The sequence below is a fragment of the Streptomyces sp. NPDC031225 genome (genome assembly GCF_055570355.1).
Map to the genome: position 1 here is coordinate 22,392 of NZ_JBVIHJ010000032.1, position 26,546 is coordinate 48,937.

Below are 26,546 nucleotides of genomic sequence, written 5' to 3' on the forward strand. Positions count from 1 at the left end.
GTCGCGCGGTTCCGCCGCGCGCCTGGAGACCTTTACTGGGCCAAGACCTCTACTTGGCCACCAGCCGCCGTGCCGCTTCCTTCACCGACGCCCGTAGCCGGTCACGGTCGGTCTGTTCCCCGCCCACCAGGATGCGCTTCATCTGCGGGACCACGGCCGCCCAGTTCGCCACCGCGATCAGCAGGAACAGCAGGTCGCGGGGTGGGATGGCGTCGGTGACCACGCCGCGGTCCTGACCGTCCTGGAGGGTCGCGACCTTGCGGAGGTAGTGCTCCTGGCGTTCGGTCTCGTCGGGCAGCTCGCCGGTGGAGCCGTACTCCAGGCCCTCCCAGAACAGCAGGCGCAGCACCTCGGGGTGGGCCTCGTGGTAGTCCATGAGGCGGTCGATCCAGTTCTCGATGTCGTCCGGGTCGACCGGGACGGCGACGGCGAGGTCGAGCATGGCCTTGCCCAGGACCTTGGTGAACAGCTCCGCCTTGTTGCCGAAGTAGGCGTAGATCAACTGCTTGTTGGCCTTGGCCTCGGTCGCGATGCGGTCGATGCGGGCGCCGGCGATGCCGTGGCGGGCGAACTCGGCGACCGCCGCCTCGAAGATCCGGGCCCTGGTGGCCTCGGGGTCCCTTGCTGCTGCCATGGGGCCAGGGTAGCGCGCCAAGTAACCAACTATTTGGTTGACAGGGAATCGACGGGCGCACCAGACTGTTGAGCTGTTCCAACCAACCGGTTAGTTATGGGATCCGGTAGCTACCCGGTAGTTATGGGATCCGGCCCGTACTCGAAGGAGTCCCCGGCCATGCCACCAGCCGCCACCTCCGCATCCGCCTCCGCCTCCGCCTCCGCTGCCACGGAACGGTCCACGGAGTCCCCCGCCCAGCGGGCGAACTCCCTCCTCCTCGTTCTCATCGCCGTGTGCAGCGCGGTCACGGCCGCCAACATCTATCTCGCGGCCCCGCTGCTCCCCCTCATCGCCCGCGACTTCCACTCGACCCCCTCGGCGGTCGCCTGGGTGGCCTCGGTCGCGCAGTTCGGCTACGCCTTCGGGCTGCTCGTCTTCGCCCCGCTCGGCGACCGCGTGAACCGGCGCCGCCTGGTCGCCGCCCTCTCGCTCGTCGCCACCGCCGCCCTGACCGCCGCCGCGTTCGCGACCGGCACCACCGCCCTCGCGGCCGCCGTCCTGGTCGCCTCCGCGGTGACCGTCGTGCCCCAGCTGCTGGTCCCGCTGGTCGCCCAGCGCGCCCCCGCCGACCGCCGGGCCCGCCACGTCGCGGCCGTCATCGCGGGCCTGTTCACCGGCATCGTCGCCGCCCGGGTGCTCGGCGGCCTGGTCGGTCAGGCCTTCGGCTGGCGGGTGGTGTTCGTGGGCGCGGCCGTCCTGACGGCCGTCCTCGGACTCGCCACGGCGTACGCCCTGCCCGTCGAGCGCCGTCAGCGCTCCGGCCCGCTGTTCGGGGGCCTCACCGCGCTGCCCTCGCTCGTCCGCCGCTCGCCCGACCTGTGGCGCGCGTGTGTGCGCCAGGCCGGGATGTACGGCGCCTGGAGCGCGCTGTGGACCTCACTGGCCCTGCTGCTGACCGGCCCCACCTACGGCCTGTCCACCGCGACCGCCGGGCTCTTCGGCCTCTTCGGGCTCGCCGCGAGTGTGGTGGCACCCCTGGCCGGCGGGTTCGTGGACCGCTTCGGCGCCGCCACGGTCGTACGGTCGGCGTATCTGCTCGCCGCCCTCTCCGTGCCGCTGTTCTGGCTCGGCGGGCACGCGCTGTGGGCACTGTTCGTCGCGGCGATCGCCGTCCACGCGGCCCTGGTCGCCTCCCACATCGCCAACCAGACCCTCGCCCTGACGACCACGTCGACCCCGGCCACCGCCAACACGGCCTACGTCGTGGCCGGTTTCGCGGGCGGCGCGTCGGCGTCCGCGCTCGCCGCGTCGGCGTTCGGCTGGTGGGGCTGGGGCGGGGTGTGCGCGGTGGCGGGTGCGTGGCTGGGGCTGGGGTGGATCAGCACTTCGGTACGGCGGTGAGGGCTGCTGCGGTGGGGCAGTGAGGCTGCTTCGGTACGCGGTGGCCGCCGAGGTGAGGGTTGTTCCGCTACGGCGGTCAGGGTCCCCGGTGCCGACCCACCCGGGCGCCCCGATCGCCGTACCCTCATGATCCCTCGTGCTGCTTGTCAGAGCTGGGTGACGTCCAGCTCGCCCTCCGCGTACTGCTTGCGCAGCACCTTTTTGTCGAACTTTCCGACGCTCGTCTTCGGGACCGCCGCGATGATCGACCAGCGCTCCGGGAGCTGCCACTTGGCGATCTTGCAGACGTCGCTCGCGAGGAAGGCGCGCAGGGACTCGAAGTCGGCGGTGGAGCCCTCCTTGAGGACGACCGTGGCCAGGGGGCGCTCGCCCCACTTGTCGTCGGGGACGGCGACGACGGCGGCCTCGGTGACGTCCGGGTGCGACATCAGCGCGTTCTCCAGGTCCACCGAGGAGATCCATTCGCCGCCGGACTTGATGACGTCCTTGGCGCGGTCGGTGAGGGTGAGGAAGCCGTCGGCGGAGATGGTGCCGACGTCACCGGTCTTCAGCCAGCCGTCCTCGCTGAACTTGTCGGCGGGACGCAGGGGTTCGGCGTCCGGGCCGTTGTAGTAGGCACCGGCGATCCAGGGGCCGCGGACCTCCAGCTCGCCCGCGGACTCGCCGTCCCAGGGCAGGCGTTCGCCGCCGGGGCCGGAGAGGCGGGCCTCGACGGACGCCGGGAAGCGGCCCTGGGTGAGGCGGTAGGCGAACTCCTCGTCCGTGCCGACCGCGTGGGCCGGCGGGCGCGCGACGGTGCCCAGCGGGGAGGTCTCCGTCATGCCCCAGGCGTGGCAGACCCGCATGCCGAGCTTGTCGAAGGCCTCCATGAGCGAGGGCGGACAGGCCGAGCCGCCGATGGTGACCTGGGTGAGGGAGGAGACGTCACGCGGCTTGGCGGTGAGCTCGCCGAGCAGGCCCTGCCAGATGGTGGGGACGGCGGCCGCGTGGGTCGGCCGCTCGCTCTCGATCATCTCTGCGAGGGGCGCGGGCTGCAGGAAGCGGTCCGGCATCAGCATGTTGACGCCGGTCATGAAGGTGGCGTGCGGCAGGCCCCAGGCGTTGACGTGGAACTGGGGGACGACCACGAGCGAGGTGTCCTGGTCGGTCAGGCCCATCGACTGGGCCATGTTGACCTGCATGGAGTGCAGATAGATCGAACGGTGGCTGAAGACCACGCCCTTGGGGTCGCCCGTGGTGCCGGAGGTGTAGCACATGGCGGCGGCCTGGCGTTCGTCGATCTCCGGCCAGTCGAAGGTCTTCGGCCGGTCCGCGATCAGTTCCTCGTACTCGTGGACCCGGGGGCGTGCGCCGTCGAGGAGGGAGCGGTCGCCGGGGCCCGAGACCACGACGTGCTCGACCGTCGCGAGCTTCGGCAGCAGCGGGGCCAGCAGCGGCAGCAGTGAGCCGTTGACGATGACGACCTTGTCGGCCGCGTGGTTGGCGACCCACACCAACTGGTCGGCGGGGAGGCGGAGGTTGAGCGTGTGCAGCACCGCGCCCATGGCGGGGATCGCGAAGTACGCCTCCACGTGCTCGGCGTTGTTCCACATGAGGGTCGCGACCCGGTCGTCGCCCCGTACGCCCAGTTCGTCGCGCAGGGCGTTCGCCAGCTGTACCGCGCGGGTGCCGGCCTCGGCGAAGCTGCGTCGCTGGGGCTCGCCCTCTCCGGTCCAGGTGGTGATCTGGGACCGTCCGTGCACCAGCACTCCGTGCATGAGGATGCGGGTGACTGTCAGCGGTACGTCCTGCATGGTGCTCAGCACGGCGTCCTCCCGGTGGCGACATTGCCTTCGCGGTGGTCAGGGTCGCGCCGATTCTGCGCACATACCACGTGGTATGTCACTAGAGCCGGGCGATCGATCACGTCACGATGCCCTCACAACGGCCGACCGTCACGATCGGTTCCCCGCCGTGGTCCCCCGCTTGCCGGGCTCCGGCGCTCGCACCGGTTCCGTTCCTGGGTCCCAGCACGGCGAACTCGGCACGCGCTCCCACTGCCCGCTGCGGTCCCCGGCCGGCGAACATCGGCGCAAGCCGGTCGCCTGCCACGGCCCCTGCCTACGACCCCCGGCACACGCTCCGACTGCCCACCACGGCCCCCGCTTGACGAGCCTCGGCGCGACCCGGTGCCCCACCACGGCCCCTGCCTGACGAACCCCGGCGCGAGACCGGTCACCTCCACGACCCCTGCCCGGCGAACCTCAGCGCGGGACCGGCCGCCTGCCACCGCCCCGACCCCGCGAACCCCGGCGCCAGACCGGTTACCTGCCACCGCCCCCACCCGACCAACCCCGGCGCCAGACCGGTTACCTGCCACGGGCCCCTGCCTGACGGCCCCCGGCACATGCTCCGACTGCCCACCACGGCCCTCGCCCGGCGAACCCCGGTTGCCTACCGGGCGAGTACCAGCTCGGGGTCCTCGCGGAGCTTGCCCAGTGCTCGGGACACCGCTGACTTCACCGTCCCCACGGAGACTCCGAGGACCTCGGCGGTCTGCACCTCGCTGAGGTCCTCGTAATACCTGAGGACGACCATCGCGCGCTGCCGGTCCGGCAGCTTCATGATCGCCCGCCACATCGCGTCGTGCAGGGCCTGCTGCTCGGCGGGGTCGTCGCCGGCGGGCACGGGGTCGGGCTCGGGAATCTCGTCGGTCGCGAACTCGTCGACCCTGCGCTTGCGCCACTGCGAGGTCCGCGTGTTCAGCAGGGCCCGGCGCACATAGCCGTCGAGGGCCCGGTGGTCCTCGATGCGCTCCCAGGCGACATACGTCTTGGCCAGGGCGGTCTGCAGCAGGTCCTCGGCATCGCACGGGTTCGCGGTCAGCGACCGGGCGGTACGCAGCAGCACCGGCTGGCGGGCCTTCACGTACGAGGCGAACGAGGGGTACGCGAGGGTCTGCGTCGCCGGTACGGCGGCCTTCGAAGCACTGGTGCAGACGAGTGTGGTCATGACTCCACGCTAGATTCGCGACCGCCTCCCGCTCATCGGCCACAAGTCCCGAAGGCGACTCCCCCTCAGGTTGTAGAAGTGGTGCTGACTGCACCTCCTGAAGGTGGACGAGCCGGGCCGCAGTACTGCGGGTTTACCCCTGGGGGCCTCGGCGATTTACGCGTCCGAGGTGAGCACCAGCCCGGACGTCGGCACTCCCGTCCCCGCCGTCACCAGCGCCCGCCCCGCCTCCGGCACCTGGTTCACCGCCGTGCCGCGCAGTTGCCGTACCGCTTCCGCGATGCCGTTCATACCGTGGAGGTAGGCCTCGCCCAGCTGGCCGCCGTGGGTGTTGAGGGGGAGCCGGTCCTGGCGTACGAACTCCGCGGCCTCGCCCTTCCCGCAGAAGCCGAACTCCTCCAGCTGCATCAGGACGAACGGGGTGAAGTGGTCATAGAGGATCGCCACGTCGACGTCCTCGGGGGTGAGGCCGGAGGTTCGCCAGAGCTGGCGGGCGACCACGTTCATCTCGGGGAGGCCGGTGAGGTCGTCGCGGTAGAAGCTGGTCATCTGTTCCTGGGCGCGGCCCGCTCCTTGGGCGGCGGCCGTGATGACGGCGGGCTTGCGGGGGAGGTCACGCGCGCGTGCCAGGGACGTGACGACGATCGCCTGGCCGCCGTCGGTCTCCTGGCAGCAGTCCAGAAGGCGCAGCGGTTCGACGATCCAGCGGGAGGCCGCGTGGTCGGCGAGGGTGATGGGGCGGCCGTGGAACCAGGCGGCCGGGTTGGTGGCCGCGTGCGCGCGGTCCATGACGGCGACGTGTCCGAAGGCCTCCGGGGTCAGGCCGTAGGTGTGCAGATAGCGCTGGGCCGCCATCGCCACCCAGGAGGCCGGGGTGAGCAGGCCGAAGGGGAGGGACCAGCCGAGGGCGGCTCCCTCGGCGGAGGGCTCGCGGTGCTGGACGCCGGAGCCGAAGCGGCGTCCCGAACGCTCGTTGAAGGCCCGGTAGCAGACGACCACCTCGGCCACGCCCGCCGCGATCGCGAGCGCCGCCTGCTGGACGGTCGCACAGGCCGCGCCGCCGCCGTAGTGGACGCGGGAGAAGAAGGACAGCTCGCCGATCCCGCAGGCCTGGGCGACGGTGATCTCCGGGCTGGTGTCCATGGTGAACGTGACCATGCCGTCCACGTCGGCCGCCGTGAGCCCTGCGTCGTCGAGCGCCGCACGGACCGCCTCCGCGGCCAGGCGCAGCTCGCTGCGGCCGGAGTCCTTGGAGAACTCGGTGGCCCCGATACCGACGATCGCGGCCTGCCCGCCGAGCCGGTCACGCGCGCGTGCGCTCATTCCGCGCTCCCCAGGGTGTTCCGCAGGCTGAGGGTGGCCGTCCCCGTCACGTGGTGGCCGATGCCGTTGGACCCCACGATCCGGACGGTCACGGTGGCGTCTTCGAGGGTTTCCACGGTTCCGGTCAACACCATGGTGTCTCCGGGGTAGTTGGGTGCGCCCAGTCTGATGGCCACCTTGGTGAGCACGGCCCGTGGTCCGAAGTGGTCGGTGAGGTAGCGGCCGACCAGGCCGTTCGTCGTGAGGATGTTCATGAAGACGTCCGGGGACCCCTTCTCCCGGGCCAGCTCCGGATCGTGGTGCACGTCCTGGTAGTCGCGGGAGGCGATGGCCCCGGCGACGATCAGCGTGCGCGTGATCGGGATCTCCAGCGGCGGTATCCGGTCTCCGGCCTTCATGCGACGGCCCTCATACGGCAGCTTCATACGACGGCCTCCTCGGCGGCGGCGCGGAAGACGGGGAGCACCAGGTCGTCGTCGTAGGACCGGAACTCCAGCCGCACCGGCATCCCGATCCGCACCTTGTCGTACGGCGTCCCGACCACATTGCTGATCATCCGGACGCCCTCGGTGAGTTCGACGAGGACGACGGCGTAGGGAGGATCGAAGGCCGGGAAGGGCGGGTGGTGCATGACGACGTACGAGTACACGGTGCCCTCGCCGCTCGCCTCGACGGTGTCCCAGTCGGGGCCGCCGCATCGCGAGCAGCCCGGGAGCCAGGGGAAGCGCAGGGCGGCGCAGGCGGTGCAGCGCTGGATGAGGAGCCGGCGCTGCCGTACGCCCTCCCAGAAGCCGGCGTTGTCGCGGTTGACGACGGGCCGGGGGCGGGGTGGGGCCTGCTTCCGCCGGGCGGGCGCGTACTTGAGGATGCGGAAGCGGTGGGTGCCGACAAGGGTCCGGCCCACGCGGACGTCGGTGCGGGTGGTGACGAAGTGGCCGGCGCCGAGCTTGGTGGTCTTGCGGGCCGAGACCGACTCGATGACGGAGTCGAAGGTGATCTCGTCGCCGGGGCGCAAGGGTGCGAGGTACTCCTGCTCGCAGTCGGTGGCGACGACCGAGGTGCAGCCCAACTCGTCGAGGAGGGTGAGGAGTTCGTCGTACGCCTGCGAGCGGCCAGTGGTGTGGCCCGTCAGGCCGCCCATCGTCCAGGCTTGGAGCATGGTCGGCGGGGCGATGGCGTCGGGGCCGGTGTAGGCCGGGTTGGTGTCGCCCAGGGCCTCGCACCAGTGGCGGATCATGGGGGCGTTGACGGGGTCCTTGCCAGTGCCGGCGACGGCGGCGGGGAGTCCTTCGTAGGCCTTGAGACGGGCCGTCGGGTCGCCCTCGCCCCCGGGGCCCACAGACTCCGAGGTATCCACGGGCTCCGAGTTGTCCACAGGTTCCGTGGGATCCACAGGGTCCACGGTGTTCATGGGCGCGTGCTCCCTCCCTCGAACCGGTTTCTGACTGTCCGTCAGATGTGACGGGATGTCAAGGTCGTCATCGGGTCCGCGAATACGACACGCCACGCCACGAAACGCCACGACACGTCTGCGCGGCGGCGCCGAAGCACCGCCGCGCAGACGTGTCATCCCCGGTGAGTCCCTTGCGAGTCCCCTGTAGCGAGTGTCCTGTTGCACACCTCCCTTGAGCGTCCCCCGCGAACCGCCTTCAACGCCCCCTGCGCCCCCTGCGCCCCGCTGCCAACCCCCCTTGAGCGTCCCCCCGCACCCCCGTCCCCGCGCGACCCGCCCCCCGTCGAGGTCCGGTCAGCCCTCGCGGATCACCACCACAGCGGGGTGAAGTTGACGGACGTGTTGCTGTTCCCCTGGTTCACGGCCGTGAACGCGGAGCCGTTGACCTGCGCGGTGTTGCTCTGGTTCGAGGCGCCGGAGCCGACGGCGCTCTGCTGTGTGGTGGACGAGTTGCCGTTGTTGTCGTGACCGACACCGCTGCCCACGATGCTCGCGACCCCCGCGTTCGATCCGTCGTCCGCGACGCCGCCGTTGCCCGCCGCCGCGACGCCGGTGAAGAGAGCGGCGGCGAGCGGGAGGGCGGAGACGGCGGCGATGACGCGGGCGGTACGGATGCTTGCCATGGTGTTTCCTCCAGAACCCGGCCTGTTGCCGGTGGTACGTCAAGTCAGCTTGTTTTCAGGGCAGTTGGCCGACTGCCCCGGTGTTGTGCACGACGTCGCAGGACCAGAGTTGCCCACCGAATCCCCGGCGAACCAGAGCGGAAGGGGTTATTCCCCCTGAAGCGTGAGGACAAGTCGATAAACCCCTTTCGCGACTTCCTGCACCACGCCGGGACGACGAGAGCTCTTGATCGCCAAGCGGGACACCAGAGGAAGCGTTCCGGCAGATTTCCGGCCAATCCGTCGACCCCGGCGAGTCGAGCCCTCCCGCCCTTCCTTTTTTCGAACACTCGTACGAACATAGAGGCATGGCCACCACAGACCGGCAGGCCACGACGCTGGCCCTCGCACACGCCCTGTCAGCCGCCGAGCGCGGACTGGCCGTCATCCCCCTGTCCCGGACCAAGCTCCCGGCCCTGCGCTCCCCCCACCGAGACGAAAACCCCGAAGGCCCTCCGGCACCGCCCTGCCACGGCGAGTGCGGCCGCTTCGGCCACGGGGTCTACGACGCCTCGACCGACCCCGTCCGCATCCGCGAGCTCTTCGCCGCCGCCCCCTGGGCGACGGGCTACGGCATCGCGTGCGGCCTGCCGCCCCACCATCTGATCGGCATCGACCTGGACACCAAGACGGGCACGGACTCCTCGGCCGCCCTGCGCGAACTGGCCCTGCGCCACCTCTTCACGATCCCCGACACGGTCGTCGTCCTGACCCCGAGCGGCGGCCGCCACCTGTGGCTGACCGGCCCGCCCGACGCCGCCGTCCCCAACTCGGCGGGCCGCCTGGCCCCCGGCATCGACATCCGGGGCGCCGGCGGCTACCTCGTCGGCCCCGGCTCGGCGACCGACCACGGCGTCTACGGCACGGCCCCGGGCACCGCCCACCTGGCCCCCGCGACCTGCCCGCCCGCCCTGCTCCGCCTGCTCCTCCCGCCACCGCGCCCCACCCACCCCGCGACCCATCCCTCGGCCGGCGACCACGGCCAGGGCCTGGTCCAGTTCGTCCTCGCCGCCCACGAGGGCCAGCGCAACACCCGTCTGTTCTGGGCCGCGTGCCGCGCCTACGAGAACGGCATCGGCCCCGCCCTGGTCGCCCCCCTGGTGGACGCGGCCCTCAACACCGGACTCACGGAACGGGAAGCCCGGGCGACGATCGCGTCAGCGGCACGGATGTCGGGGCATCGGGCGCCGTAAGGGGGCGAGGTGAGGGGGCGGGGTGCCCCTGTCCGTTCGGTCGAGATGGCGGGGGAGAAGATCGCCCCCTACTCGACGGGGCTCCGCTTCGGGCGGTGTTCGGTCAGCCACTTCGACGCGTACGCCACCGCCGGGGCCAGATCGAACAGGCGGCTGTCGGCGGCGCCCAACCGGCCCCGGGCCACCGGACGTTCCGGAAGTGACTCGAAGGCGTCCCCCAGCGCCGGGAAGTCCGACGTGTCGAAGTCCACGTCCAGGTACCGGTGCCAGCGCCGCCCCGAGCCGTCGGCGACCGCACAGCCGTACTGGCGGCTGCCCTGGCCCGGCACCCGGTACTCGGCCAGGTGGAAGGCCGTGCAGACGGAGTAGCCGACGCCCAGCAGCAGGACGCGGGCGTCCAGTTCCTCCAGCCGGGCGAGGGGGGACTCCTCACCCAGGTGACAGTTCAGGGCGTGTCCGGCGGTGATCCGTGCGGCGGCCGGCCCCAGGGCGGCGAACGAACTCTGCGGATGGCTGCTGCGCAGGGCGCCGGGCCGGGTGCGGACCTCCTCCGGCAGTACGCCGACGCCGTAGCTCGGGGTCAGCCCGGGGTCGAAGGCGGGCAGGGTCTCCCGAAGCCGGGACCACTGCGCCGCCGGCACGGCGCGACCCCGGGTGAGGGGCCAGCGGGACGGGTCGGAGTTGTCGGGGGTCTGGGTGTAGACGACGAGGGTGCCGTCCCCGCCGAGCGCGTCCAGCAACGAGTCGACGACCGCACGAACACCGCCGCGCACCCGCCCGACAGCGCTCAGGGACGCGTGCACCAGCACGGTGTCACCGGGGCGGACGCCCAACGCCCGCAGCTGGGCGGTCAGTTCGTCGGGATCGAGGAAGGACCCGGGCGGCGGCTCGGCGAGTCGGACGGCACGGCTGGTCAACGCACGCTCCCTGAAGGATGTCGGTGGCTCTGTACGGGTCGTCGCATGGGATGTCCGTGATCCGGTCCGGGCGTTCGCATCGTGCGGTGGACTCAGATCGGCGGCATCTCCAGAACGACGTCGATGCGCCTGCGGTCACCCACTCACCCGGGGCGCGATACGCCCCGACTCGAAGTCCTGCTCGACGCTGAGCGCAGCCACGCGGAGGTCCCGCCGAGCACCGTCGTCACCATCAGACTGCGGTCCGACGCGCCGCGGAAGGGGTGGCCCCGCACGGTTCCCGTTCCGGTGCCGGTCTCAAGTCCTCGCCGGACACGCGGTGTTGGCACCCGGACGACTCCACGTCACCATGAGTCTTCCCCCCTTCCTCGCGAGGTGACTCATCCATGGCGGCAACCACACCTGGGCACAACGTCCCGGGGCCGCGCGCGACGATAGGAAACGACGACCTGCCGCCGTTGTTCCGTTCCAACGACCGGTGGGCCATGAACCGTCAGAGCGAGGCGTTCAGGGCCACCATGACCCAGCTGGCGCTCCTGCTCGTGGCGACCGTCTGCGCCACCCTGGCCGACCACTTCGACAGCCACGCCCTCACCGCACTGTCGGCCCTGCTCTACGGGCTCACCGTGGTCACCGGCGTCGTCATCCAGCGCCGCCGGGCCCGCGCCCACTGGCAGGCGCACCGCGACGCCGCCGAGACCGTCAAGTCGCTGGCGTGGCAGTACATGGTGCACGGCGGGCCGTTCCACTCCAAGGTGCCCGACCCCGACGGGCTGTTCAACCAGCAACTGGAGGAACACCTGCGGTCGTTACGGCGCATAGGGTGGCAGGAGCCCACCCACGACCCCGGCTCGGGCCCGGCCCCCGTAAGCAACACCCCGGGGTACCCGGCCGGCCGTCACGAGCCGGACGATCCGCGCCACCCGCAGATCACCCGCACGATGCGGGCGGTGCGCGACAAACCGTTCACCGTCCGCAAGGACATCTACCTGCGGGACCGCGTCCTCGACCAACTCGGCTGGTACGGCGGCCGGGCCGTCCAGGCACGCCGGTCCGCCGCCCTCTGGTCGGCGCTGACCGCACTGCTGACCCTGCTCGCCCTGGCCGCCGCGGTGGTCCGGAGCACCGGCGTCCTCTCCGGCTGGGATCTCAGCGGCCTGCTCGCCGCCTCGGCCGCCACCGGCGTCGCCTGGCTGGAGACACGACGCCACCACCCGCTCTCGTACGCGCACGCGCTGGTACGGGAGGGACTGGAGACCCAGCGGGCCGTCCTGGCCCAGAGCGTCACCGAGAAACGGTGGCCCGAAGCCGTGTCCGACACGGAACACCTGATGCTGCCGCAGCACACCGACTGGCTCGCCCGCTTCGGGGGCTGAACCGTCGGGCGGCGGCCCGGGCGGCCGGGTCAGGGGCGCCGCGCGCCGGGACGCCACAGGACCTTCACCGGTACGCCCACCCGGCTCGCGTACGCCACGATGTCCGCGGTGCCCCCCAGCCCCCGCGCGGGCTCACCGTCCCAGACGGCGACCAGCCGGTCCGTGTGGTCCACGATCCAGCGTCCGGCCGCCAGGTACGCCTCCTCCCGGTTCCGCTCGACCGGCAGGTCGACCCGGTCCGCGCAGGCCAGCAGCAGACGACGGAACGCGGCACGGATCTCCTGTCCGCCCAGGTGGCGTTCGTAGTCCATGCCGGGGATGACCGCGGTGACGGGAATGCCGTTCCGCAGCGCGAGGTCGGCGAAGAGCTGGTCGGCGCCGGCGGCCAGAGCACTGAACGCCTCGACGGGGCCACGCGCGGCCCGGCTCGCGAACTCTTCGATAATGCCCGTGCGCACGCGCTCCACCACCGGCTCGGGGATGTCCCGGTGACCGGTGACTCCGATCCGAGTCGTACGCTCCACGCTCTCCGCCCCCTCGTGAGAACCGGCCGGGACGCCCTGCTCCCTACCCAGTCCCGACGCCGAAGCCACCCACTCCCCGCACCCCGGCACCCGAAAGGGGCGCCCCCTTCGGGGGGACGCCCCTCCCCCTCACACCGTTCACTCGCGGTGGCTGTGGTGCGGCTCGGTGCCGCCCAGGGGACACAGGGCCCGGCCCCGGGCAGAATCCCGGGCACGCACGGCCACGGCCAGAACGACCCCTCGGGCGCGGTATCAGCCCGGCACCGGGACGGTGTGGGCACCGTTCACGACCGCGGGTTCGCAGGGAGCCGCCCACCGCCGGGACGGGAAGTCCGGTCCGGGGGCAGGCCCAGGACCATGACAGGGGACGATCCGCTCATGCGCATACGACGAGAGGCTCGCCGGCTCCTCTGGGGGCTGTGGCTTGCGTGTCTGGTGTTCTCCGTCTGGTTCGTCGCGGAGGTGATCGCACTGTTCCTGCAGGCCGAGTCCTGGTGATGACGCGGCTACGGCCAACTGGTGAGGACGACGGACCACGGCCGTCGCCCACCAGCGCACATGAGAACGGCCCCCGACCGATTTGCCTGGTCAGGGGGCCGTTCACACTGCTTGTCCCGCGGTGGGTGTGGGATTTGAACCCACGGTCACATCGCTGCGACGACGGTTTTCAAGACCGTTCCCTTAGGCCGCTCGGGCAACCCACCTGTGCACCCGCCCACCAGGGGCGGAGCCTGTACAGAGTACCGGTCGCAGTCCGTGCGGTGGGGCGTGGCCCACACATGGCCCACAGGCCCGCCACCTCGCCGGCGCTCAGGAGCAGATCCCGCGCTGAACAAAGAGTGCGCAGCCGCTCCTCTCCGCGAGCCGCACCTACCGCGCCGCCCTCCACGACCGGCCATCACGTCATGGCGGTGGGCGGCAACCCCGGTTCTGTACAGCCGAGTTGTTCATGTCACGGGACTGCGACAGCGTTGTATTGGATCAAGGACCGAGGCAACCGTTCGGGTCCCGGCCCTCTCATAGTGAGCGAAAACCCGCTGAGGAACCGACCGCGCTTCAGCTCCGACCAAGCGAATACTCAGGTGAATCGACCCATGATCCTCAACCGCCGCAAGGCCTTCCTCGTCTCTGCCGCGCTCATGGGCGGCATGGTGCTGATGACGGCGTGCAACCAAGGCAGCGACGCCGCCGACAGTTCCTCCGGCAAGGAGAGCACGGCCACTGCGACGTCGAACACGTCCGCCGACAAGGGCGTCAGCGACGCCTCCTCGCCCTCCGCCGGCTCCGGGAGCACGTCCGGCGGCGGCAGCACCCCCGGCTCCGGGAACACGTCCGGCAGCAGCACCTCCGGCTCGGGGGGCACGACCGGCGGCAGCGAGACTGTCGTAGAAGGCCTGAACAAGGGCAAGGGTGTCAACGGCACCTGGTACGGCATCGTGCGGTACGTGGCACCCGGCAAGTACCTGGTCGACGGCCCCGCGGCCAAGGGCTCCGGCGGTGAGCAGCAGATCTTCTACGTCGCCGAGGACACCGTGATCCTGGGCGGGGGCCAGATCTGCGGCGTCGGCGGCTCGAAGGTGGACGCCCCGTGCGAGGAGGCCGACCTGGAGAAGGCGGCCAAGAAGGGCGTTGAGGCCCAGGTGGAACTCAAGAACGGCATCGCCACCCAGATCACCGACGGGGCGCTTGTCTGATCCGGTACCCCGGGACGAGCTGAGGCGGTCGTACCGGAATCCACGCTTCCGGCACGACCGCCTCACTCAGTGTCAGCTGTCGCCCGTGCGGGAGCCCAGGGTGAGGTCGACCGTGTGGGTCTTCCCGTCCCGTTCGTAGGTGATCTTGACCTTGTCGCCGGGCTTGTGGGTCCAGATCTCGCCGATCAGGGTGGGCCCGGAGTCGATGACAGAGTCGTCGAGCTTGGTGATGACGTCGCCGGGCTTGAGGCCGGCCTTGGCCGCGGGGCCGCCCGCCTCGACCGACGCGGAGCCGCCGGCGCCCTCGCTGGTGATCTTCGCGCCGCCCGAGGAGTCCTCCAGGGAGACGGACGCGCCGATCTTGGCGTAGACGGGCTTGCCGGTCGCGATCAGCTGCTGGGCGACGTACTTGGCCTGGTTGATCGGGATGGCGAAGCCGAGGCCGATCGAACCGGACTGGCTGGTGCCGCCGAGGCCACCGCTGCTGCTGGACTGGATCGCGGAGTTGATGCCGATCACGTTGCCCTGGGCGTCCAGCAGCGGGCCGCCCGAGTTGCCCGGGTTGATCGAGGCGTCGGTCTGCAGGGCGCTCATGTACGAGGCGTTCGAGCCGCTGCCGTCGCTGGAGGCGACCGGGCGGTTCTTCGCGCTGATGATGCCCGTCGTGACGGTGTTGGAGAGACCGAAGGGGGCGCCGATGGCGATCGTCGAGTCGCCGACCGCCACCTGGTCGGAGTTGCCCAGGGTGAGCGGCTTGAGGTCGCTCGGCGCGTTCTTGAGCTTGATCACCGCCACGTCGTAGCCCTGTGCGTGGCCCACCACCTCGGCGTCGTACTTCTTGCCGCTCGGGAAGGTCGCGGTGAGCTTGCCGCCGTCGACCGCGTCGGCCACCACATGGTTGTTGGTGACGATGTGGCCCTGGGTGTCGAAGACGAACCCGGTGCCGGTGCCGCCCTCACCGCTGGTGGACTCGGCCTCGATGGTCACCGTGCTGGGCAGGGCTCTCTGCGCCACGCCCGCGACGGTGCCGGCGTCCCGCTTGACGCTGCCGCCGCTGTCGGAGGCGGAGAGGGTGGTCGAGGAGCCGTCGTCGTTGTTCTTGGCCAGGGTGTACCCGAGACCGCCGCCCAGACCGCCGGCGACCAGCGCGGCCACCAGGATCGCGGCGACGAGGCCACCACGGCCGCTCTTGGGCTTCGGGGCGGGCTGCTGGTAGGCCGCGCCCCAGGCACCGCCCGCGCCACCGGCACCTTCACCGGCGCCCGCGCCGCCGTCGGCGTACAACGGCGTGTTGGGGGCCTGCGGCGGCGGCCACGCGCCCTCGGGGCCGGGGTACTGCGGAGCCCCGCCCACACCCTCCGTGGAGGCGTACGCCGGAGCCTGTCCGGCGTGCACGAGTTCCGGTCCCTGGTGGGCGCCGCCGGAGGCGTTCGGCGGTACCGGCGGGATCGGGGTGGTGGGGGCGCCCGCGTCGGAGGCGTGGGGCGCCGAAGCCGCGGGAGCGTCCACCGGCACAGGGGGTGCTGACGGGGCCGGGGGTACCGCGGTGCCCTCGTTCTCGGTGCTCACAGCTTCTCTCCTCGGTCCACGGCTGTCGTTGTCGGGTCGCACACGGTCACGCTCGGCCAGTGCCGCTCGGTGTCCGGCGTGCGTCAGCTGTGCATGTCCTTTTGTATGCCGTCAGCTTTTCCCATGGGCCGTCAGGGCACCATAAGCGGTCCCTGTGCGTCCATGGCCGTTCTTTATATAGGCCATGTAAGACAAAAGAGGCGCAATCCATGTGCCTCCGTTCGCACGCGTACCCCCGCGCGGTGGCACCATGACGCGGTGACCCACGCACGACAGCAGCTGACACAGGTCGTCGCCCACCGCGGTGCCTCGGAAGACGCCCCCGAGCACACCCTGGCCGCGTACCGGAAAGCGATCGAGGACGGCGCGGACGCCCTCGAATGCGATGTACGTCTCACAGCGGACGGCCATCTCGTCTGCGTCCACGACCGCCGAGTCAACCGTACGTCCAACGGCCGCGGCGCGGTCTCGGCGCTGGAGCTCGCGGACCTGGCCGCCCTGGACTTCAGTTCCCGCAGAACCCGGGAGTTGTGGCGCACCCGCGACGAGGAGCCGGACTGGGTGTACCGGCCCGAGGACCGGGAGGACACCTCCGTCCTCACCCTGGAGCGGCTGCTCGAACTCGTCGCCGACGCGGGGCGGCCCGTGAAGCTGGCCATCGAGACCAAGCACCCGACGCGTTGGGCGGGCCAGGTGGAGGAGCGGCTGCTGGCGCTCCTGAAGAGGTTCGGCCTCGACGCCCCCGCCTCGGCCGCCGAGTCCCCGATCAGGGTCATGAGTTTCTCGGCCCGTTCGCTGCATCGCGTGCGTGCGGCCTCACCGACGCTGCCGACGGTCTATCTGCTCCAGTTCGTCTCGCCCCGGCTGCGGGACGGCCGACTGCCCGCGGGGGTGCGGATCGCGGGGCCCTCGATCCGGATCGTGCGCAACCACCCCGGTTACATCGAGCGCCTGAAGAAGGCGGGCCACCAGGTGCACGTGTGGACCGTGAACGAGACGGAGGACGTGGACCTCTGCGTGGACCTGGGCGTCGACGCCATCATCACCAACCGCCCCCGCGCGGTACTGGACCGCCTGGGCCGCTGACGTCGTCTCCGTCACAGGGTGTGCCCCGGCGCGTTCGGTGCGTGTTCGAGCGTGGCGAATGCGTCGGCGGAAGGGGATTGGCCGGTTTCCGGTACAGGCCAATGGGGCATCCACACCGTGGCGTGGGGCGAAGGAGGTCTCGGGGGTGGCGTTGGTGGTGGCACAGGAGGTGCCCACGTCGTCGAGCATGGCCGTACCCCATGGCCCTGCGGGCGTGGGGGCAGCGAGACACCGTATGCGCGTGCAACTGCGCACGGGCGGCGTGGCGGAATCGGTCATCGACGATGCCGTACTCATTCTTTCCGAACTCTTGAGCAACGCGTGCAAACACGGTCGGCCGCTGGGCGACGCCCTTGCCGGGGACGGTGACGTCCGTGCCGCCTGGCGGGTGGAGGCGGGCGGCAGGCTCACGGTCGAGGTGACGGACGGCGGCGGACCCACCCGCCCGGCTCCGGCCACGCCCTCGGTCACCGCGCACGGCGGGCGGGGGCTCAACATCATCACCGCGCTGGCCGACGACTGGGGTGTCAGGGACGACGCCCGGGGCGAGGTCACGGTCTGGGTGATCGTGCACTCGGACGTTCACGATCCGGACGCGGGGCGCCGTCGCGACGATTTCGCGTCACGGGTCACCGCTCCTTCGGTGTCCGCGATATCCGACCTGGGATTCGCGGACGCGTTCAACGATCTCGACTGAAGGCCCACGCGGGGCCAGGAGATGCCGTCCGTCGGCTGCGGGCTCGTCGCGGTCTGTCGTGGCTTGTCGAGGTGGAGCCGTATATGCGACAGGTCCGCGCCCCTGAAAACACCGGGCGTTGTCCACAGGCTCCCGTCGGCCAAGTCACGAACGGCTAGGCTCCCGCCGTACGAGACGAGCCGTAACCGGGAGACAGCCACGATGGCCAAGAAGCGACCCCAGACGAAGGCCAAGCGCCCGCAGATCACGGAGGGCGAGGTCCCGGTCGTCGGCGCCCGCGAACCCTGCCCCTGCGGCAGTGGCCGCCGCTACAAGGCCTGCCACGGCCGGGCCGCCGCGCAGGCCGCGACCGAGCTGGTGCAGCGCCCGTTCGAGGGGCTGCCGGGCGAGGGCGACTGGGTGGCCCTGCGCGAGCTGGTCCCCGCCGCCACCGTCGAACTGCCCCTCAAGGACGGCCTCCCCGAGGGCGTCCCGTCGGTCACGCTGGCCACGGTGCTGCCGATGGCATGGCCGGCCCTGCGCCGCGACGACGGCTCGGTGCTCCTCGGTCTGCAGAACGACACGGCGTCGGGCGACATCAGCCGCGACCTCGCCGACACCCTCCAGCGCGCGCTGACCGCGCCTGTGGGCACCCCGGTGGAGGGCCGCCGCGCACCCGCCGACGGTCCGCGGCTCCAGGACCTGCTCGACCCCGAAGGCACGTTCGAGCCAGTTGTGCACGAGGGCTTCGAGTTCTGGGTCCCGGACGCGGAGAACGCCACGCCCGAGGTGACCGCCTCCCTGGAGCGGGCCAACGCCGCGGCCATCCCCACGGTCCGGCTGACCGGCGTCGACGCCGCCTACTGGTGCGAGACCCCGGACAAGAACCACCTGCGCTGGGTCATGCCGCACCCCGAGGAGCAGCTTCTGGACGCGCTCGCGCGGCTGCACGCGGCCGGGCGGTCGAGCCTCGGCGAGGGGACCCGGCTCGTCGGTTCCTTCCGTGCTCACGGGCTCACGGTCCCCGTCTGGGACCTGCCGAGCGGGGTCACCGCGGAGGATGTCGAGAAGCCGGCCGCCGAGTTCGCCGAGCGGCTCGCGGGCGCGCTGGCCACGGACGCTCCGCTGACCCCCGACGAGCGCCGCGCCCGCGGCGGCCTCACCAACCGCCAGGTCACGCTGAGTTGACAGATCCGGTGCGGCTGACCGGACGGTCAGTCGCACCGCTCCTTCACGCTCCGACCGGGTACGCTCACAACTCCCGCCAAAAAGTGGTGAGTCGGTGTCCGAATCAGCCACGGAGCGTCGCGGTCGAATTTGCGAACGGCCGATCTCTTGTTACGGTTCCAATAGCCCGGTTGCTGGTGCATCCCCCGTCGCCAGCAACCGGGTCTTTCTGTGTCCGGGCACCCTTTACGCAACGGATCCGTCCGTCAACTGCCCGTGGTTTCCCCGGAGTTGCTCCCGGAGCGCAGCAGCAGCGGCCCGTCTTCCGACCGGGCGGCGAACTCCGCGACCGCCGTGTAGTCGTCCGGCGTCCCCCTGGTCTGCTGCCGGGGTGTCTCGCAGCTGTCCGGCTCGTCGTCGGCGCCGACCACGCAGTGCATCTGCACCGAGCGCGCGCCGGGCCCCATGAGGCTGAGCACGGCGTCCAGCGCCGCGCCGGTCGCGTTGCGGTAGTAGGTGCGCGCCCACGTTTGCTCGCCCTGCGTGAGCACACAGGTCTGTGCCTCGACACCGTCGGGGGAGTTCAGGTCCGGACCGCAGCGGGCGGCGGTGGCCAGACCCAGGCCGAGCAGCAGCGGGGATCCGCTCGCCGCCGCTCGGGGCTCTTTCTCGTCCTCGCGGGCGGAGGGCCGTTTCTCGTCCTCGCGGGCGGAGGGCCGTACGGAAGGGCGCACGAGATCACGTACGGCGGCGCGCCCCCCGTCGCCCACCTGTCCCGCGGAGGCCACGGCCAGCGGCAGCGCGACCGCGCACACCACGACGCCGCACAGGGCGAACAGACGGATCCGTCGGGGGTCCCGTCGGGGGGCTGGGGGGCGTCCCCCGGAATGGCGCAGCATGAAGCGGACGATAACGACAGGGCGCGGGCACCCGGTTCCGCCCGCGCCCGACACCCTTACAACTCGGGCGCGCTCACACCCGTACGAGTGAGGGCCTCGACCACGGCGTCCACCACGGCCTCGACGTCGGGGACCCACGGGGAGGCCGAGCCGGGAAGCGGAGCCCGCTCCCAGGTGATGTCACCGTGCCCGGTCTCCGACGGGGGCAGGGCGAGGTAGCCGCCCTCGCCGTGGAAGCGGAGGGAGCCGGGGACGTGGTCCTGGGCGTACAGCAGTTCGCCCAGCTGCTCCAGGGAGTACGGCTTGACGAGGATCGCCCAGCGGGTCGGCGAGGCGACCACCGGGCCGAGGCGGATGCCCTTGGCGTCGAGCGCGGCCAGGGCACGGGAGGCCGGGAGCGCCGGCAGGCTGACCGCGCAGGGTGCCGTGCCGCCGGTGGCCAGGACGATCGGTGCGGCGGGGCGGTTGCTCCACCACCAGCGCACCATGCGCGCGTCTGTGGTGGCCGCGAGGAGGCCGGGGTCGAAGGGGTGGGCGCCGGGAACCGTGCACTCCGGGTCGGGGCAGCCGCAGCGGGCCCGGCCCTCGGGGTCCGGTGCCACACCCGGGAGTACGGGCCACTGCCATTCCGTAGCGATGGTCAGGGCCGCGCTGATCAATTCAGGCCTTCCGTCGTTGCGCTGGGACAGGAGCCTGCGTCGCCTTCCGAGGATCTCGCGCATGAGCGCTCGTTCCTTTCCGTTGCACCGCTGGCAACACCGAGGACCACATCACACCATGTGTCGATCACTTCACTGTGCGTACCTGTTGGCGCATCACACCCTTGTCCGAGACAAGGGGAACCCCATACTGCGTCTATCAAAAGCATGGGCGTGGCGGGGGGTGGCGAAGTCTGGCGTTTTGCCGTCGCGCGTATTTCTCTCCGCCTCCGCCACGGGAGGATGGGGCTCGGTCGTCGGTGGTTAAGACGCCCGGGCCGGTCACCAGGTTCCGGGTGGCTGTCCACCACCCCTGGCCCTTACCGAGTACGTACCCATCACGACCGCTGTGACGCTCTGTGGAGCAAGGCCAGTCGACCTCAATACACCGTAACCCGATGCAGTTTTGAGCCAACTTAACCCATAGACCCACTCCCCACCCGTTACCCACGGACACCAGGAATCCCGGCAGGACAATGCTGGACATCCCCTTACGAGTGCGTGTACATGTGGAGACACTGCTAGCGGCGCAGAATGACATGGGGGTTTGCGATGCTTTTGAGCAATACGCACCGGTCGGAAAGCCGGACGACATGAACGCCCCTCACCCTCCGAAAGTGGCTGGAATCGATTCAACGGTTCCCGCACCAGCACACACTGTCGCGCCCGCGACCGCCGCCACGGCCACCCCATCGGTCCCCTCCCCGAACGCACCCGGCGCCCTGCTCCAGGACCGTCTCGCCGGCTGGGTCTCCGACCTCACGACCCTGCACGAGCTCACCGAACGCCTCACGCGCACGGACACGCTGACCGAGGCCCTGCAGGAACTGCTGCACGCGGGAGCCGCCCTGGTGGGCGCCCGGCGCGGACTCGTCGTCCTCGAACCGGACGACGGACTGGGCCCCGACACCACCCTGGGCCTGGGCCTCGCGCGAGCCGACCTCGGGCACATCGAGACCGTCCCGCGCAGCTCCATGTCGTACGGCAAGATCCTCGACGGACTGCCCGGCGGCGACGGCGAGATCACCCAGCCCGACCTGCTCGCCGAGGAGGGCCTGGACCCCCGCCACCGCGAGGTCGCCGCCCGCCTGGGGTACGGAGCCTCCTACGCGCTCCCGCTGTCCACCGACGCCGCCGGCCGCCTCGGCGCCGCCGTGTGGCTCTACGACGAGCCCGCCGAACCGGCCGAGCGCCAGCGCCACCTCATCGGCCTGTACACCCGGTTCGCCACCGAGCACCTGGCCCGGCTCCTCGAAGTCGAGCGCACGCGCGCGTCCATGGCGACCATGGCGGAGGAGCTGCTGCCGTCCCGGCTCCCCCGCGTCGCCGGTGTGCGCCTCGCCGCCCGGCACCGCACCGGTCCGCGCGGCGGCGGCGACTGGTACGACGCACTGCCGCTCCCGGACGCGGCACTCGGCCTCGCGGTCGGTTCGGTGACCGGCAGCGGCGCCAGCGCCATCGCCGCGATGGGACGCCTCAGAGCCTCCCTGCGGGCGTACGCCGTGATGGAGGGCGAGGACCCGGTCGCGGTCCTGTCCGACCTGGAACTGCTGCTGCGCCTGACCGAACCGGCCCGCTCGGCCACCGCCCTGTTCGCCTACTGCGAGCCCGCGCTGCGCAAGATCACGCTGGCCGGTGCCGGGCACTGCCCGCCGCTGCTGATCGGCGAGCGGCGCACCGAGTTCGTGGAGACCTCCGTGTCCGCGCCGCTCGGCATGCTCGCCTGCTGGGAGGCGCCGAGCGTGGAGCTGAGCGCCGAACCCGGCGAGACGGTTCTGCTGTACACCGACGGGCTGCTGCACCGCACCGGCGACCCCACCGACCGTGCCTTCGCGCGCCTGCACTCGGCGGCGGCCGGGGTGCCGAAGGGGCTGCGCGGCGACCCCGGGGCGATCGCCGACCACATCCTGCGGACCGTGCTGCCGGACGGGCGGGACGAGGCGGCCTCCGAGGAGGACGTCGTCCTGCTGGCGGCTCACTTCGAGTAGCGGTCGGTAACAGGTCTTTCGACCCTGGGCCCCTTCCGTACGACCGTACGATGGACGGGGTCCAGTGTCGTATCTAGGAGGATGACCGTGGCCGAAGAGGTCAACCCGGCCGAGACACCCGCTGCCGCCGCAGCGGGCCCGGAAGCCGAGCCCGAAGAGCCGATCAAGAAGCGGAAGAACGGACTGTACCCGGGCGTGTCCGACGAGCTGGCCGAGAACATGAAGTCCGGTTGGGCCGACACGGAACTGCACGACCTGCGGCCCATCGCGCAGGCCGCCGAGACCGCGGCCCGTCGTGCGGCGCTGTCCGCCCGCTTCCCGGGTGAGCGCCTGGTGATCCCGTCCGGCAACCTGAAGACGCGCTCGAACGACACGGAGTACCCGTTCCGGGCGTCCGTCGAGTACGCCTACCTCACCGGCAACCAGACGGAGGACGGCGTGCTCGTCCTCGAACCGGCCGCCTCCGGCGGTCACACCGGCACGCTCTACCTCCTGCCGCGCTCCGACCGCGAGAACGGTGAGTTCTGGCTCTCCGGGCAGGGCGAGCTGTGGGTGGGGCGGCGGCACTCGCTCACCGAGTCCGAGCAGCTGTACGGCCTGCCCGTCTCCGATGTGCGCGAGCTGGCGGACGCGCTGCGCGAGGCCACCGGCCCGGTGCGGGTCCTGCGCGGCCACGACGCCGGGATCGAGGCCGCGCTGAGCGACAAGGTCACCGGCGAGCGGGACGAGGAGCTGCGGGTCTTCCTGTCCGAGGCGCGGCTCGTCAAGGACGAGTTCGAGATCGGGGAGCTCCAGAAGGCGGTCGACTCCACCGTTCGCGGGTTCGAGGACGTGGTGAAGGTCCTCGACAAGGCCGAGGCCACCTCCGAGCGGTACATCGAGGGCACCTTCTTCCTCCGCGCGCGCGTCGAGGGCAACGACGTCGGCTACGGCACGATCGCCGCGGCCGGGCCGCACGCCTGCACGCTGCACTGGGTGCGCAACGACGGACCGGTGCGCTCCGGTGACCTGCTGCTCCTCGACGCGGGCGTCGAGACGCACACGTACTACACCGCCGACGTGACGCGGACCCTGCCGGTCAGCGGCCGCTTCAGCGAGATCCAGAAGAAGATCTACGACGCCGTGTACGACGCCCAGGAGGCCGGGATCGCGGCCGTGCAGCCGGGTGCCAAGTACCGGGACTTCCATGACGCGGCCCAGCGGGTGCTCGCCGAGCGGATCGTGGAGTGGGGTCTTGTCGAGGGGCCCGTGGAGCGGGTGCTGGAGCTGGGGCTGCAGCGGCGGTGGACGCTGCACGGGACCGGGCACATGCTCGGCATGGACGTGCACGACTGCGCTGCCGCGCGCGTGGAGTCGTACGTGGACGGGGTCCTTGAGGCGGGGATGGTGCTGACGGTCGAGCCCGGTCTGTACTTCCAGGCCGACGACCTCACCGTGCCCGAGGAGTACCGGGGGATCGGAGTGCGGATCGAGGACGACATCCTGGTGACGGATTCCGGTAACCGGAACCTGTCGTCCGGGTTGCCTCGGGAGTCCGACGCGGTCGAGACGTGGATGGCGGGTCTCAAGGGTTGAGATTCGGGTGCGGGTGCTCCGTGGCTTGTCGCGCAGTTCCCCGCGCCCCTGGGTAGGTTGCGGTGGACCTGCATCTGGAAGCCGCCCCTGGTGAAGGGCGTCGCGCCGGGCTTGAACGGGCCCTGCGCGACGCCATTCGCAGTGGGCGGCTGGCTCCTGGAGCCCGACTGCCTGCCACTCGGCGGCTTGCCGAGGAGTTGGAGGTTTCCCGGGGGACCGTCAAGGCCGCTTATGACCAGTTGATCGCCGAAGGGTTTCTCACCGCTCGGCAGGGGGCCGGCACCGAGGTCGCGTCTCTGCCGCCTCTTGAGGCCGCACCTGTGAAGTCCGCTTCACGCGTGCGTGCGCCGCTTTTCGATCTGCGGCCCGGGAGTCCGGACGTCGGCGCGTTTCCCGCCGCCGCCTGGCTCAAGGCCGTGCGGCGGGCCATCGCCACCGCGCCGGTCTCCGCGTACGACTACGGCGACCCCCTGGGGCGTATCGAGCTGCGGACCGCACTGTCGGAGTACCTCGGGCGGGCCCGCGGGGTCGTAGCGCCTCCCGAGCGGATCCTGGTGACCTCCGGGTCCGTGCAGGGGCTCGCGCTGCTCACCCGGGTCCTGGAGGGCGGCACGATCGCCATGGAGGACCCCGGGCTGCCGTTCCACCGGGAGGTCGTACGGCGCGGTGGCGGACGCGTGGTGCCGGTGCCGGTCGACGAGCGGGGCGTCCAGGTCGACGCTCTCGGGGATCCTGCAGCCGTCGTCGTCACTCCTGCCCATCAGTACCCGACCGGCGTGACCCTGCACCCCTCGCGCCGACGCGCGCTGACCGACTGGGCACGCGCGCGTGGGGCGTTGGTCGTCGAGGACGACTACGACGGGGAGTTCCGCTACGACCGGCAGCCCGTCGGGGCGCTCCAGGGGATGGCTCCGGGGCAGGTCGTCTACCTGGGGACGGCGTCCAAGACGCTAGGGCCCGCTCTCCGGCTCGGGTGGATGGTGCTGCCGCCCCAGCTCGTCGGACCCGTCGCCGACGCCAAGCTGCACAGCGACCACAGCACGGAGTCCATCGGGCAGCTCGCCCTCGCGGAGCTGATCCGCAGCCACGCGTACGACCGTCACGTGCGCGCGTGCCGGCTCCGGTACCGGCGGCGCAGGGACCTGCTCATGGAGCGGCTGGGGGCGCGGTGGCGGGTGCGGGGGATCGCGGCCGGGCTGCATGCGCTGATCGAGGTCGACGACGAGAAGGCGGTGCTGGCCCGGGCCGGCGCCGAGGGGCTCGCGGTGGGGGCGCTCGGCGAGCACTGGCACGCGGCGGGCTCTCGCCAGGGGCTCGTGGTGGGGTACGGGACGCCTCGGGAGGGGGCGTATCCGCAGGCGCTGGAGGTGCTGGCCCGGGTCCTGGAATTGGGCCAGTCCTGAGCATCTTCATTGGGTCTGTCGAGTGGCCCACTGCACTTCTAGTGTCGTCTGCATGACGAACTCACTCGTCCCGCCCGCGGGGCCGCAACGCGTTCTGGCACTCGCCCAGCTGAGCAATTCCGTCGGGGACGGCGCCTACTACGTGACGTCGGCCCTGTACTTCACGCACGTCGTCGGGCTCGACCCCGCGCGCGTGGGGCTCGGCCTGACCGTCGGCTGGGCGGTCGGGTCGGTGGTGGGGGTGCCGCTGGGGCGGCTCGCGGACCGGCGTGGAGCACGCGGTACGGCGGTGCTGCTGGCGCTGGCCACGGGGCTGGCGGTGGCGTCCTTCCTGGTGGTCCGGGACTTCGTGCCGTTCGTCCTGGCGGCCTGCGCCTACGCCTCCGCCCAGTCCGGGCTCGCCGCGGCCCGGCAGGCGCTGCTCGCGGGGCTGGTGTCCGCCGGGGAACGGACCGGGCTGCTGGCCCACCTCCAGGCGACGCTGAACGCCGGGCTGGCCGTGGGCGCGGGGCTCGGCGGGCTCGCGCTGCACGCCGGGACGCGGGCGGCGTATCTCGGGGTGTTCGCGGTGGACGCGGCGAGCTTCGCGGTGTGCGCGGTGCTGTTGCTGAGGCTGCCGTCGGTGGCACCCCGGGTGGCCGCGGGGTCCGCGGGGTCCGCGGGGAAGCGTCACGGTTCGAGTGTGCTGCGCGACCGGCCGTACGCCGTGATCACGCTCCTGAACACCGTCCTGTTGCTGCGGATGCCCTTGCTGAGCCTGGGGATTCCGCTGTGGATCGCCGAGCGGACCGCGGCGCCGACCTGGCTGGTCTCCGCGCTGTTCGTCCTCAACACCGGGGCCGTGATGGTCTTCCAGGTACGGATGGCCCGCGGCGTGAGCGGGCTCGCGTCGGCCACGCGCGCGGTGCGGCGGTCGGGGTGGGTCATGCTCGCGGCCTGCGCGGTGTTCGCCCTGTCGGCGGGCGCCTCGCCGTGGGTCGCCGTGGGAGCGCTGGTCGTCGGGGCCGTGCTCCAGGTGGTGGCCGAGATGGGTCAGTCGGCGGGGTCCTGGCAGCTCTCCTTCGACCTGGCTCCGGCCGACCGGGTCGGCGAGTACCAGGGGTTCTTCGGGACCGGGGTGACGGTGGCCAGGACCCTGGGGCCGCTGGTGCTGACGACGCTGCTGGTGGAGTGGGGCACGCCGGGCTGGCTGCTCCTCGGCGGGGTGACGCTCATGGCGTCGTACGCGATGGGACCGGCGGCCCGCCGAGCCGCCGGCCGTGCCTCGCTGCCGGGCGTCGGGCGGGCCGTGTCCGCGTCCGCGTCCGCGAACTGAGGGATGTGACAGCGGCAGGG

23 protein-coding genes and 1 tRNA gene are annotated in these 26,546 nt (G+C 71.6%); 11 read left to right on the forward strand and 13 right to left on the reverse strand.

The window, feature by feature from the left end; genetic code table 11:
* Positions 1-49 precede the first annotated feature (49 nt).
* The gene (locus ACZ48Z_RS39055) at positions 50-634 is read right to left on the reverse strand and encodes a TetR/AcrR family transcriptional regulator (protein WP_468740662.1); all 585 of its coding nucleotides are present in this window, start codon (positions 632-634) and stop codon (positions 50-52) included.
* A 159-nt stretch (positions 635-793) separates the two neighbouring features.
* Here ACZ48Z_RS39055 and ACZ48Z_RS39060 point away from each other — a divergent pair, with 159 nt between their 5' ends.
* Positions 794-2,017 (forward strand): MFS transporter, encoded by a 1,224-nt coding sequence (locus ACZ48Z_RS39060; RefSeq protein ID WP_468740663.1) that lies wholly within the window; start codon positions 794-796, stop codon positions 2,015-2,017.
* Between the two features lie 146 nt (positions 2,018-2,163).
* On the opposite strand, the gene ACZ48Z_RS39065 is transcribed toward ACZ48Z_RS39060, so the two are convergent.
* The 6 genes from ACZ48Z_RS39065 to ACZ48Z_RS39090 all read right to left on the reverse strand — a co-directional run bounded on the left by ACZ48Z_RS39065 (position 2,164) and on the right by ACZ48Z_RS39090 (position 8,407).
* Positions 2,164-3,822, reverse strand: coding sequence for a long-chain fatty acid--CoA ligase (locus tag ACZ48Z_RS39065; RefSeq protein ID WP_468740664.1), 1,659 nt, complete (start codon positions 3,820-3,822; stop codon positions 2,164-2,166).
* 628 nt (positions 3,823-4,450) lie between these two features.
* The gene (locus ACZ48Z_RS39070) at positions 4,451-5,008 is read right to left on the reverse strand and encodes a SigE family RNA polymerase sigma factor (RefSeq protein ID WP_468740665.1); all 558 of its coding nucleotides are present in this window, start codon (positions 5,006-5,008) and stop codon (positions 4,451-4,453) included.
* A gap of 156 nt (positions 5,009-5,164) precedes the next feature.
* Positions 5,165-6,331 (reverse strand): lipid-transfer protein, encoded by a 1,167-nt coding sequence (locus ACZ48Z_RS39075; RefSeq protein WP_468740666.1) that lies wholly within the window; start codon positions 6,329-6,331, stop codon positions 5,165-5,167.
* Entirely contained in the window at positions 6,328-6,729 is a 402-nt protein-coding gene (locus tag ACZ48Z_RS39080; RefSeq protein WP_468740738.1) for a MaoC family dehydratase, read from the reverse strand. Before ACZ48Z_RS39080 ends, ACZ48Z_RS39075 begins: the two co-directional genes overlap by 4 nt.
* A 23-nt stretch (positions 6,730-6,752) precedes the next feature.
* A complete protein-coding gene (locus tag ACZ48Z_RS39085) occupies positions 6,753-7,742 on the reverse strand; it encodes a bifunctional MaoC family dehydratase N-terminal/OB-fold nucleic acid binding domain-containing protein (protein WP_468740667.1) in 990 nt (329 codons plus the stop codon).
* A gap of 350 nt (positions 7,743-8,092) precedes the next feature.
* The gene (locus tag ACZ48Z_RS39090) at positions 8,093-8,407 is read right to left on the reverse strand and encodes a hypothetical protein (protein WP_468740668.1); all 315 of its coding nucleotides are present in this window, start codon (positions 8,405-8,407) and stop codon (positions 8,093-8,095) included.
* A gap of 347 nt (positions 8,408-8,754) precedes the next feature.
* Between ACZ48Z_RS39090 and ACZ48Z_RS39095 the strand changes: the two genes are divergently transcribed.
* On the forward strand, positions 8,755-9,639 hold the full coding sequence (locus tag ACZ48Z_RS39095) for a bifunctional DNA primase/polymerase (protein WP_468740669.1): 885 nt from the start codon (positions 8,755-8,757) through the stop codon (positions 9,637-9,639).
* Positions 9,640-9,707: 68 nt separating this feature from the next.
* On the opposite strand, the gene ACZ48Z_RS39100 is transcribed toward ACZ48Z_RS39095, so the two are convergent.
* On the reverse strand, positions 9,708-10,556 hold the full coding sequence (locus ACZ48Z_RS39100; protein WP_468740670.1) for an AAC(3) family N-acetyltransferase: 849 nt from the start codon (positions 10,554-10,556) through the stop codon (positions 9,708-9,710).
* A 458-nt stretch (positions 10,557-11,014) separates the two neighbouring features.
* Here ACZ48Z_RS39100 and ACZ48Z_RS39105 point away from each other — a divergent pair, with 458 nt between their 5' ends.
* The gene (locus ACZ48Z_RS39105) at positions 11,015-11,932 is read left to right on the forward strand and encodes a DUF4231 domain-containing protein (protein WP_468740739.1); all 918 of its coding nucleotides are present in this window, start codon (positions 11,015-11,017) and stop codon (positions 11,930-11,932) included.
* Positions 11,933-11,961: 29 nt separating this feature from the next.
* Here the strand turns inward: ACZ48Z_RS39105 and ACZ48Z_RS39110 are convergent, their stop codons facing one another.
* Both ACZ48Z_RS39110 and ACZ48Z_RS39115 read right to left on the reverse strand, forming a co-directional pair.
* The gene (locus tag ACZ48Z_RS39110) at positions 11,962-12,456 is read right to left on the reverse strand and encodes a hypothetical protein (protein ID WP_468740671.1); all 495 of its coding nucleotides are present in this window, start codon (positions 12,454-12,456) and stop codon (positions 11,962-11,964) included.
* Positions 12,457-13,073: 617 nt separating this feature from the next.
* Positions 13,074-13,160: transfer RNA gene (locus tag ACZ48Z_RS39115), tRNA-Ser, on the reverse strand.
* 390 nt (positions 13,161-13,550) lie between these two features.
* Here ACZ48Z_RS39115 and ACZ48Z_RS39120 point away from each other — a divergent pair.
* The gene (locus ACZ48Z_RS39120; protein WP_468740672.1) at positions 13,551-14,150 is read left to right on the forward strand and encodes a hypothetical protein; all 600 of its coding nucleotides are present in this window, start codon (positions 13,551-13,553) and stop codon (positions 14,148-14,150) included.
* Between the two features lie 72 nt (positions 14,151-14,222).
* Here ACZ48Z_RS39120 and ACZ48Z_RS39125 read toward each other — a convergent pair whose 3' ends face one another.
* Entirely contained in the window at positions 14,223-15,719 is a 1,497-nt protein-coding gene (locus ACZ48Z_RS39125; protein WP_468740673.1) for a S1C family serine protease, read from the reverse strand.
* A 258-nt stretch (positions 15,720-15,977) separates the two neighbouring features.
* Here ACZ48Z_RS39125 and ACZ48Z_RS39130 point away from each other — a divergent pair, with 258 nt between their 5' ends.
* The 3 genes from ACZ48Z_RS39130 (at position 15,978) to ACZ48Z_RS39140 (ending at position 18,669) form a co-directional block, all read left to right on the forward strand.
* A complete protein-coding gene (locus ACZ48Z_RS39130) occupies positions 15,978-16,805 on the forward strand; it encodes a glycerophosphodiester phosphodiesterase (protein ID WP_328748646.1) in 828 nt (275 codons plus the stop codon).
* A gap of 58 nt (positions 16,806-16,863) precedes the next feature.
* A complete protein-coding gene (locus ACZ48Z_RS39135; RefSeq protein WP_468740674.1) occupies positions 16,864-17,502 on the forward strand; it encodes an ATP-binding protein in 639 nt (212 codons plus the stop codon).
* Between the two features lie 201 nt (positions 17,503-17,703).
* Complete coding sequence (locus tag ACZ48Z_RS39140; RefSeq protein ID WP_468740675.1) at positions 17,704-18,669, forward strand: DUF5926 family protein; 966 nt, start codon at positions 17,704-17,706, stop codon at positions 18,667-18,669.
* Between the two features lie 245 nt (positions 18,670-18,914).
* Here ACZ48Z_RS39140 and ACZ48Z_RS39145 read toward each other — a convergent pair whose 3' ends face one another.
* Both ACZ48Z_RS39145 and ACZ48Z_RS39150 read right to left on the reverse strand, forming a co-directional pair.
* On the reverse strand, positions 18,915-19,547 hold the full coding sequence (locus ACZ48Z_RS39145) for a hypothetical protein (protein WP_468740676.1): 633 nt from the start codon (positions 19,545-19,547) through the stop codon (positions 18,915-18,917).
* Positions 19,548-19,603: 56 nt separating this feature from the next.
* Positions 19,604-20,269 (reverse strand): bifunctional DNA primase/polymerase, encoded by a 666-nt coding sequence (locus tag ACZ48Z_RS39150; RefSeq protein ID WP_468740677.1) that lies wholly within the window; start codon positions 20,267-20,269, stop codon positions 19,604-19,606.
* Between the two features lie 452 nt (positions 20,270-20,721).
* Here ACZ48Z_RS39150 and ACZ48Z_RS39155 point away from each other — a divergent pair, with 452 nt between their 5' ends.
* The 4 genes from ACZ48Z_RS39155 to ACZ48Z_RS39170 all read left to right on the forward strand — a co-directional run bounded on the left by ACZ48Z_RS39155 (position 20,722) and on the right by ACZ48Z_RS39170 (position 26,526).
* The gene (locus ACZ48Z_RS39155; protein ID WP_468740678.1) at positions 20,722-22,233 is read left to right on the forward strand and encodes a PP2C family protein-serine/threonine phosphatase; all 1,512 of its coding nucleotides are present in this window, start codon (positions 20,722-20,724) and stop codon (positions 22,231-22,233) included.
* An 81-nt stretch (positions 22,234-22,314) separates the two neighbouring features.
* Positions 22,315-23,808: an aminopeptidase P family protein gene (locus tag ACZ48Z_RS39160; RefSeq protein WP_468740679.1), complete on the forward strand. Its 1,494-nt coding sequence runs from the start codon at positions 22,315-22,317 to the stop codon at positions 23,806-23,808.
* A gap of 62 nt (positions 23,809-23,870) precedes the next feature.
* Positions 23,871-25,211 carry a MocR-like pyridoxine biosynthesis transcription factor PdxR gene (gene pdxR, locus ACZ48Z_RS39165; protein ID WP_468740680.1) on the forward strand — a complete coding sequence of 447 codons (1,341 nt, stop codon included), beginning with the start codon at positions 23,871-23,873 and terminating at the stop codon, positions 25,209-25,211.
* Positions 25,212-25,263: 52 nt separating this feature from the next.
* Positions 25,264-26,526 (forward strand): MFS transporter, encoded by a 1,263-nt coding sequence (locus tag ACZ48Z_RS39170; RefSeq protein WP_468740681.1) that lies wholly within the window; start codon positions 25,264-25,266, stop codon positions 26,524-26,526.
* The last annotated feature ends 20 nt before the right edge of the window (positions 26,527-26,546 follow it).

Coding starts and splice junctions, on each gene's coding strand:
- ACZ48Z_RS39135 (WP_468740674.1), top strand. CDS start 16,864: ATGCGTCGGCGGAAGGGGATTGGCCGGTTTCCGGTACAGGCCAATGGG.
- ACZ48Z_RS39170 (WP_468740681.1), top strand. CDS start 25,264: ATGACGAACTCACTCGTCCCGCCCGCGGGGCCGCAACGCGTTCTGGCA.
- ACZ48Z_RS39060 (WP_468740663.1), top strand. CDS start 794: ATGCCACCAGCCGCCACCTCCGCATCCGCCTCCGCCTCCGCCTCCGCT.
- ACZ48Z_RS39055 (WP_468740662.1), bottom strand. CDS start 634: ATGGCAGCAGCAAGGGACCCCGAGGCCACCAGGGCCCGGATCTTCGAG.
- ACZ48Z_RS39070 (WP_468740665.1), bottom strand. CDS start 5,008: ATGACCACACTCGTCTGCACCAGTGCTTCGAAGGCCGCCGTACCGGCG.
- ACZ48Z_RS39155 (WP_468740678.1), top strand. CDS start 20,722: ATGCTGGACATCCCCTTACGAGTGCGTGTACATGTGGAGACACTGCTA.
- ACZ48Z_RS39140 (WP_468740675.1), top strand. CDS start 17,704: ATGGCCAAGAAGCGACCCCAGACGAAGGCCAAGCGCCCGCAGATCACG.
- ACZ48Z_RS39145 (WP_468740676.1), bottom strand. CDS start 19,547: ATGCTGCGCCATTCCGGGGGACGCCCCCCAGCCCCCCGACGGGACCCC.
- ACZ48Z_RS39075 (WP_468740666.1), bottom strand. CDS start 6,331: ATGAGCGCACGCGCGCGTGACCGGCTCGGCGGGCAGGCCGCGATCGTC.
- ACZ48Z_RS39090 (WP_468740668.1), bottom strand. CDS start 8,407: ATGGCAAGCATCCGTACCGCCCGCGTCATCGCCGCCGTCTCCGCCCTC.
- ACZ48Z_RS39150 (WP_468740677.1), bottom strand. CDS start 20,269: ATGCGCGAGATCCTCGGAAGGCGACGCAGGCTCCTGTCCCAGCGCAAC.
- ACZ48Z_RS39095 (WP_468740669.1), top strand. CDS start 8,755: ATGGCCACCACAGACCGGCAGGCCACGACGCTGGCCCTCGCACACGCC.
- ACZ48Z_RS39085 (WP_468740667.1), bottom strand. CDS start 7,742: ATGAACACCGTGGACCCTGTGGATCCCACGGAACCTGTGGACAACTCG.
- ACZ48Z_RS39160 (WP_468740679.1), top strand. CDS start 22,315: ATGACCGTGGCCGAAGAGGTCAACCCGGCCGAGACACCCGCTGCCGCC.
- ACZ48Z_RS39080 (WP_468740738.1), bottom strand. CDS start 6,729: ATGAAGGCCGGAGACCGGATACCGCCGCTGGAGATCCCGATCACGCGC.
- ACZ48Z_RS39120 (WP_468740672.1), top strand. CDS start 13,551: ATGATCCTCAACCGCCGCAAGGCCTTCCTCGTCTCTGCCGCGCTCATG.